Here is a 7,582-nt window from a genome sequence, read left to right as displayed (position 1 = left end):
GGCGAAGCAAAAGCCTGAGGGTGAAGTAAATCACTCACCAGCTTGACTTGCTTTAACTGAAGGAGATTAACGCTACTTCTTCTTTGCTATCCAAAACAGGCGCCGTTGCATAGAACTTAACTTCTTTTAGCGGCGCCTTTTCTATATTTATTTCCTGCTTTCCAAGCAAAGAAACAGCTCTGTTAGCTATGGCCTTTCCCGAATCAACCAACTCAATATGATCAGGTAGGCATTCTTTGATGTTATCGGCAATTAACGGAAAGTGCGTACAGCCTAACACTAAACGGTCAACGGAATACGGAATATGTAGCTGCTTGAGTTCCTCACACAGCGCCGCTTGATCAAGCGTGCTGTGCCAATAAAAATGTTCAGCTATTCTAACTAGCTCTGTAGAATGCAAAATCTCGACTTTACATCCACCTGCAAAGTCATGAATGAGTTTTTGTGTGTAAGTATTATTGGATGTCGCAGGTGTTGCTAACAAAGCGATGTGCTTAGTCTGAGAGCTATACGCAGCAGGCTTAATAGCAGGAACTACACCTATAATAGGGATTTGAGTATGTTTTCGCGCCTCTTCTAACGCATAAGTTGAGGCGGTATTACAGGCAATAACAATCATATCAACATTACTTAAGTATTGCTCTTGCCAAACAATGAGTCCCTTAATGCGTAATTTAATTAATTCCTGAGGTTGCAGACCATAAGGAAGAAATGCGTTATCCATAACATAGCTAAAAGTGGAATTTTGAAAACGATAGCGCAAGTGTGACAGAACACTTGTTCCACCAATACCGGAGTCAAAAACTAGAATATGTGACACACTTCATCCCCTAAATATTTAAGGAATGAAGTTTGCCATGAGTCACAATGAAAATAAACTCGATCAGCTTGTTTGTTGTTGCTCTGCTGATGAGCCCTTATTTGATTCATTTAAACGGTTGAAAAAGCTGCTCGCATAATCCAAGAATTCATTTAACCTGGATTGCCCTTCATTCATCCATGCAAGTATATTTGGCAATTCGTTGTTAGCATTGAGCGCTTTTGCTTGCTCTTGAATGTCTGCTAGTTGCTTATTCAGAGGTACAAACGCCTTCTCTAGTTCTTTCATCGGATTGCCTTGTTGATACTGTGCAATCGCGGCAGATGTTTTCGTTTGCTTTAAGTCCATTGTGAAGTTGGTGATTTGATCAGAGTTTAAACTAAGTGACTTTGCCATATCGAACGCTTCATCATACTCACCGCCAAAGAACGCATCGCTGACATTGCGAATATCTTCCATCATATCGTTGATTGCTTGCTGCTCTTCTTCGTTCAGCTCTCCATTTACTTTAATCGAAAAGTTCACCTCATGAGATGACTGGGAGCCATATGCAGCACCAAAGTTGTTGCCTTTTTGGGCCACGCTCGCAGCAGACCCTTGTGAATATGCGTCAGAAAATGAAATAACAACCTCATCACCTTCCGCTGTAGTGAACGCATATTCGGCCTGATTCGATAAGCTTGCAAATTGCGCCGCACTGATAGCCATCGCCTTTGGAGACTTTTCTTCAAATAGTTCGTTTTCGAAGTCATCAAGCCCTTTAAATATACCCTCTCGAGACTTTTCAATCCCTTCTTCAATATCAGAATTAAACGCCCCCATCCCTTTTAGCTCTTCACTGGCTTCATCAATACCTTGCAGCACACCTTTGCGTGCCCCATCCAGCATAGATTTTAATTCGTCGTCATTTTTACCGTCTACTTTCGCTTTTTTCACTGCACCTTGAACGAAATCAAGTACGTTTTTCACTATCGCTTCAAAGTCAAACAATGGTTTGTCTTTTTTATCTTGCGTGGGTTTCTCAATGCCAAGCGCTTCTGCGAGTTTGTCATCAAGAATTTTGGCAGCGAGTTTAGATTTATCCCCCGCATAACTATCTGAATTTATTTGGATATGTGGTCCTATCCCTTTGCTCTGCCCAGGCTTGTGCTGCATCGCTGGATTGAGCAATTGATTTAAATGCCCGATTTTCATGGTATGCCCTCCAATATATTAGTTAGATTATCGGCATATTTGTGCAAAGCTAAAGTAAAATGATTAAAAAAACGCCAAAACGATTTTAGTCACTATGCTAGACTGGACAAATTAACGACGCTCCCTAAAATAGCGCCTCTTAATTCAACATAGATGGTTTTAGTATGGCAGTAATAAAGATTGATGATTCAGCATACGAGCAACAATTGGCTGAAAAAGCTGAGCGTATCACAGCACAATTTGCACAGTTTAATGCGCCAGAATTAGAAGTGTATGACTCTGCAACTCGCCATTACCGCCAACGCTGCGAATTTAGAGTCTGGCATGATGGCGACGACTTGTTTCACATCATGTTTGATCAACAAAGTAAAGAAAAGCTTCGTGTTGATAGCTTTGACCCGGGTGCCGAGCTTGTCAATGAAATGATGCAAGTCATGATAGACAAACTTAAAGGCAATGAGGTCTTACGCCGAAAATTATTCCAAATTGATTACCTTACTACCCTAAGTGGTGAAGTACTGATTAGTCTTTTATATCACAAGCAACTTGATGAAGCGTGGCACACTGCTATGCTGGAGTTGCGATCTGAGTTGCAACAGACTTACAAAGTGGACTTTATAGGGCGTGCTAGAAAACAAAAGGTCGTATTTGGTCATGATTATGTCACAGAAAAGCTCGCGGTTAATGGTAAAGAATATATTTATCAGCAAGTTGAAAACAGCTTTACGCAGCCAAATGCCCAAGTGAATCAAAAAATGCTAGCGTGGGCGCAGTCTATCAGCGAGCCGCTTAGCAATGATTTACTTGAGCTTTACTGTGGTAACGGTAACTTTTCTATCGCATTAGCTGGTTCATTCGACAAAGTGCTGGCTACGGAAATTTCTAAATCATCGGTAAAGTCTGCACAGTTTAATATCGCAGCAAACAAAGTCGACAACCTTGATATTATCCGCATGTCGAGTGAAGAGTTTACGCAAGCCATGAAAGGGCAGAAGTTTTCACGATTAGAAGGTATCGATTTACAGTCCTATGATTGCCAAACCATTTTGGTCGATCCGCCGCGAGCGGGTATGGATGAGCTAACCTGTCGCTTAGTCAGCAACTACGACAACATTATTTATATCTCATGTAATCCAGATACGTTAGAACGTGATTTAGCCTTATTATGTGAAACACATAAAATCGCACGTATGGCAATTTTCGATCAATTCCCTTACACCCATCATATTGAATCTGGCGTTTACTTAGTAAGAAAGTGATTTATAACGTTTAACGACTGGCTGCCATTGCTGTGATAAGCGCTGGCAGCTGAGTTTCGCTAAATACTTGAATACCGGATTGCTGTAATAAAGACGCCGTCAGACCCTGCCCCACTACTTTTTTACCGGTATGACTACCATCGTAAATCAGATTGCTGCCGCATGACGGACTGGACTCTTTTAATAACGCAAACTTTATATCGTGTTGAAGGCATGCCGCAAGCGCTTTTCTAGCACCAAGCTCAAACGATGCAGTAAAATCATCACCATCTTCACTCAGCACTCTACCCTTTATTAACTCTGCAGGTGGGCGAGGTGTTGGTAACCCACCTGATACTTCGGGGCACAAAGGTAACACCCAGTTTTTTTGCCGCCAATATTGCAAGGTATTATCTTGTAAACTTTGCGATGATGCGTCGTAGCGCACCGGATAACCCAATAGACAACTTGAAACTAAAATTTTAAACATAAAAAAGCCCCGCAATTATGGCGAGGCTAGTCTAATACAAATTATCGACTATTTCTTGGCTAAATAGTTCACCAGCGCTGCAATTTGTTCAGGCTTGGTAGTACCAGATTCACGTAACAACAATTTATACTTGCCATTGACAATAAACGTTGGCACACCAGTTAGCGCACCTTTACCTGAAAGGGTTTTCTGCATTCGCTGCATTTTCGATGTTTTAGTACGAACAGCGAAACTGGCATACAGCTTATCAAATTTCTCTCCATCAACTCCTTGAGCCACAAAAATATCTTTTACGTCTGCAAGTTCGTTAATTTTGGCACGTTTACCATGAATATGGTTGAACATCGCTGCAACGATTTTGTCTTTTTGCGGTAATACTTCCGCTGTCGCTAGTGCTTGTGCCAAAACCTGTTGGATTTCTGGCTCTCTAGGACCAACAAAGTCAATATGGCTCTTTTTAAACTTCACCCCTTCGTCTAGCTTTGGCTTAACGTCAACAATCAAATTTTCCATTACATTACAAGCTGGGCAATAGAATGAGAAGTACTCCGTAAGCTCTGGCTTTTTAGTACCACGCTCAGCAATGACCTCGTAGTGAACACCTTCTTCATATGGTGCTGCTTGCGCCATGAGTGGTAGCATCAATGCAACAGCTAAGCCTTTTAATACCTTAAACATACTCGCTTTCTCCAGTCCTTATTTCTTTAATAAATATGCAATCAATTTATCGAGTTGTTCTTGGCTTTCAATACCTTTCATCTCGATTTTGTACTTGTCATTAACAATAAAAGTTGGGACGCCTGTCAACGCTCCAGCTTTTGAAAACTTCTCTTGTGCTGTCAGCATGTTATTTTCAGCACTTATTACAGGCATACTTGTCACTGCTTGATCAAACTGTGTGGCAGAGATCCCATTTAATTCCATGAGTGTTTTAAGGTCTTTAATATCGAGTAGTCTGTTTTGTTCAACATGGATCGTGTGAAAAATTTTCTCAGCGATAAGATCTGATTTACCAGCTTGCTTAGCAATAATATACGCATAACTTAAGTTCGTTTGCGTGTCTTTAGGAATACCACCTAAAAAGTTCACATGGCTTTTCTCAAAGTACGCACCATCAGGTAAATTCTTCTCTATCGCCTTTGCAATCGGTTCAAAGCGAAAACAGTGAGGGCAGTAAAAGGAAAAGAACTCTGTCACTTTTTGATCTTTACTTTGTGCTGTTGTCAATGTCGAATAGTGTTTGCCATCAACAAAGTCTGACGCCATTGCGACAACGGGCAAAAATAGCGCAATCAGTGCAACTTTTAATTTTTTTAGCATGTTACTCTCTCTAATTTCAAGGAAATAGGCTCAAACTTGGTTCATCAAGGGCTGCCAGTTGCTCTTTTAGTGCAAGGATCTGTTGCTCCCAGTATTTGTCTGTCGCGAACCAAGAAAAGTTCCTTTCGAATGCAGGATCTTGCCAACGCTGTGCCAACCATGCCATATAGTTGATCATTCGCATAGCGCGTAAAGGCTCAATCAGTGCCAACTCGTTAGCATCGAAAGGCATAAATTCTTCATATCCCATTAGTAGGGTATCTAGTTGTACAAGTTTTTCATTTCGATCGCCATTTAGCATCATCCACAGATCTTGTATCGCGGGACCTTGCTGACAATCATCGAGGTCAACTAACATTAACTGATCTGCGGACCACAGTAGGTTACCCGCGTGACAATCACCATGAAGCCTGATTGTCTTTGGAACCTTATACTTCTGCGCCGCTTTGTTAATAACTTGCTCGAGAATAGTAACAAATGGAGTATGCAAATGACTAGGCACTAAGTCACTTTTTAAAAGTGATGTTTTTGCATCAAACAGGAAACGCTGTGTATCTAACATTGGCCTGTGCTCAAAAGCCTGCTGTGCAGATAAGCAATGTAAACGTCCAAGATAACGGCCTAATATTTCTAAATGCTCAAGGTTATCTAGTTCAAACTGCCGCCCACCAACACTGGGAAAAAGCGTATATCGGTAACCTTGGTAGCAGTGTAGCGTTTTACCTTGGATAGCCAAGGGTGCGACAACAGGGACTTCTGCATCTTTAGCAAGCAATGCAAACTCGTGCTCTTCAAGTATTTGGGGATCTGTCCATCGTGCTGGACGATAGAACTTCACAACGTAACGTTTGCCGTCATCGGCACCGAATTGATAAACACGATTTTCATAGCTGTTTAATGGCAGCAATCCGGTTGTCGGGTACACTTCTAGCGCCTCTATCGCGTCGAGGATCAAATCAGGTGTCAGTGCGTTAAAACTAAAATCATTCATCATATTTATTAAAAAAGCGAGGGCTTACCTCGCTCTTTACCTTAGTAATTTATCTTCCCTTAAAGAAGTTAGTCGGCTGGGCTAGCCTCTCATCAGGGTTATCTTGATTGATGAGAACAAACTCAAACTCAGTCACTGGCTTTTTCAAGTCGTACGGGTCAATAACCACAGACAATGGCACATCCATCGTGCTGCCAGCCGCTAAATGAACTTGCTGCTTACCTAACACTTGATAATTATCTAGACCAGAGATCTCAATCGAAAATTTCTGCTCAACTTGAGCTTTATTTATCACCTTAAGGGTATAAGTATTCTCGATTAGCCCTTCGATATTAACACGGTATAGCTGGTTTCTATCGCGAATAATATCAAGATCCATCGGCATACGCATCGCTATGTTAGCCACTAATGCTCCCGTAATTACGAGCAGAATCATTAAGTAACCAATTAGCTTGCCTCGTACTGCTTTGGTTTTTTCAGTAGAGACCTCTAGATTGCGCTCTGTCGTGTATGCGATTAGTCCTTTAGGATAATTCATTTTATCCATCACGCCATCACACGCATCGATACAAGCACCACAGTTTATACACTCATATTGCAACCCATTACGAATATCAATCCCTGTCGGGCACACTTGAACACATAAATTACAATCAATGCAGTCGCCAAGTCCGAGTGCTTTGGGGTCTTGCTTACGACTTCTAGGGCCTCGGCTTTCACCGCGCGTCGCATCATAACTCACGGTAAAAGTGTCTTTATCGAACATGGCTGATTGGAAACGTGCATATGGACAAATATGTAAGCACATAATTTCCCTCATCCAACCAGCATTGCCGTAGGTACATACTGTAAAAACAATGATACTGAGCACGGCATAGAATCCCGCTGAGAAAGCCAACAGATCAGGGATCAGCGAACGTATTGGCGTAAAGTAGCCAACAAAAGTTATCGCGGTGTATAACGAGAATAAAATCCAGCTGCCATGCTTAGCGCTTTTACGCCAAAATTTATCAAAGTCCATGGGTCTTTGATCTAGCTTTTTGCGTTGATTGGCAGTGCCTTCAAACTTTTCCTCAAACCAGATAAAAATAAAAGTCCACACTGTTTGTGGGCAAGTGTAGCCACACCAAACTCGACCGTAAAACGTAGTTACCAGAAATAGCGCAAAGGCAGCAATCATTAGAATAAAGGCGAAAATTGTCAGATCTTGTGGCCATAAAGTCATGCCAAAGATATTAAACTTTTGTTCAAAGATATCGAACAACACAGCTTGATGGCCGTTAAAGTTTAGCCAAGGTAATACCATAAACGCCAACATGCCGATAAAACCAATTCGCCTTCTCAGCAACTGATGTAAGCCCGATACAGCGCGTACATAGATACGATTTCGAGGATTGAAGCGATCCGGCGTCGAGCTATTGAGTGACTTCCCTGCTGCGCCATTTGACGGTGGCTGAATTTTAACTTCTGACGGTATGTTTTTAACCTTGATTCTATCGTTCTCCATGGAAGCTCCTTAGTGCTTTGGA

General features: G+C 41.7%; 9 protein-coding genes (1 of these 9 only partly in view). 2 read left to right on the top strand and 7 right to left on the bottom strand.

What is annotated here, in order from left to right; genetic code table 11:
- A protein-coding gene (locus J8Z24_RS01915) for an RNA recognition motif domain-containing protein (protein ID WP_147391159.1) crosses the window boundary here: on the top strand, positions 1 to 46 show its final stretch. 422 nt of this gene lie to the left of the window's left edge; 46 of the gene's 468 nt are visible here — the last part of the coding sequence; its start codon lies beyond the left edge, outside the window; the stop codon is at positions 44 to 46.
- A gap of 6 nt (positions 47 to 52) precedes the next feature.
- Here the strand turns inward: J8Z24_RS01915 and murI are convergent, their stop codons facing one another.
- Positions 53 to 820: a glutamate racemase gene (gene murI, locus J8Z24_RS01910; RefSeq protein WP_128732256.1), complete on the bottom strand. Its 768-nt coding sequence runs from the start codon at positions 818 to 820 to the stop codon at positions 53 to 55.
- 63 nt (positions 821 to 883) lie between these two features.
- Positions 884 to 2,014 (bottom strand): DUF5610 domain-containing protein, encoded by a 1,131-nt coding sequence (locus J8Z24_RS01905; RefSeq protein WP_252095168.1) that lies wholly within the window; start codon positions 2,012 to 2,014, stop codon positions 884 to 886.
- Between the two features lie 164 nt (positions 2,015 to 2,178).
- Here J8Z24_RS01905 and trmA point away from each other — a divergent pair, with 164 nt between their 5' ends.
- Complete coding sequence (trmA, locus tag J8Z24_RS01900; protein ID WP_128732255.1) at positions 2,179 to 3,273, top strand: tRNA (uridine(54)-C5)-methyltransferase TrmA; 1,095 nt, start codon at positions 2,179 to 2,181, stop codon at positions 3,271 to 3,273.
- Between the two features lie 10 nt (positions 3,274 to 3,283).
- Here trmA and J8Z24_RS01895 read toward each other — a convergent pair whose 3' ends face one another.
- The 5 genes from J8Z24_RS01895 to ccoG are packed head-to-tail and all read right to left on the bottom strand — an operon-like array spanning position 3,284 to position 7,560.
- The gene (locus tag J8Z24_RS01895; RefSeq protein ID WP_128732254.1) at positions 3,284 to 3,742 is read right to left on the bottom strand and encodes a 2-thiouracil desulfurase family protein; all 459 of its coding nucleotides are present in this window, start codon (positions 3,740 to 3,742) and stop codon (positions 3,284 to 3,286) included.
- Between the two features lie 48 nt (positions 3,743 to 3,790).
- A complete protein-coding gene (locus J8Z24_RS01890) occupies positions 3,791 to 4,420 on the bottom strand; it encodes a thiol:disulfide interchange protein DsbA/DsbL (RefSeq protein ID WP_125253701.1) in 630 nt (209 codons plus the stop codon).
- 18 nt (positions 4,421 to 4,438) lie between these two features.
- Positions 4,439 to 5,062 carry a thiol:disulfide interchange protein DsbA/DsbL gene (locus J8Z24_RS01885; protein WP_125253702.1) on the bottom strand — a complete coding sequence of 208 codons (624 nt, stop codon included), beginning with the start codon at positions 5,060 to 5,062 and terminating at the stop codon, positions 4,439 to 4,441.
- A gap of 16 nt (positions 5,063 to 5,078) precedes the next feature.
- Positions 5,079 to 6,053: a serine/threonine protein kinase gene (locus J8Z24_RS01880; protein ID WP_128732258.1), complete on the bottom strand. Its 975-nt coding sequence runs from the start codon at positions 6,051 to 6,053 to the stop codon at positions 5,079 to 5,081.
- A 49-nt stretch (positions 6,054 to 6,102) separates the two neighbouring features.
- Entirely contained in the window at positions 6,103 to 7,560 is a 1,458-nt protein-coding gene (ccoG, locus tag J8Z24_RS01875; RefSeq protein WP_128732253.1) for a cytochrome c oxidase accessory protein CcoG, read from the bottom strand.
- Positions 7,561 to 7,582 lie beyond the last annotated feature (22 nt).

The organism is Pseudoalteromonas sp. SCSIO 43201 (assembly GCF_023716725.1).
Lineage (GTDB): Bacteria > Pseudomonadota > Gammaproteobacteria > Enterobacterales > Alteromonadaceae > Pseudoalteromonas > Pseudoalteromonas peptidolytica.
This window is presented reverse-complemented; position numbering and strand designations above follow the sequence as displayed.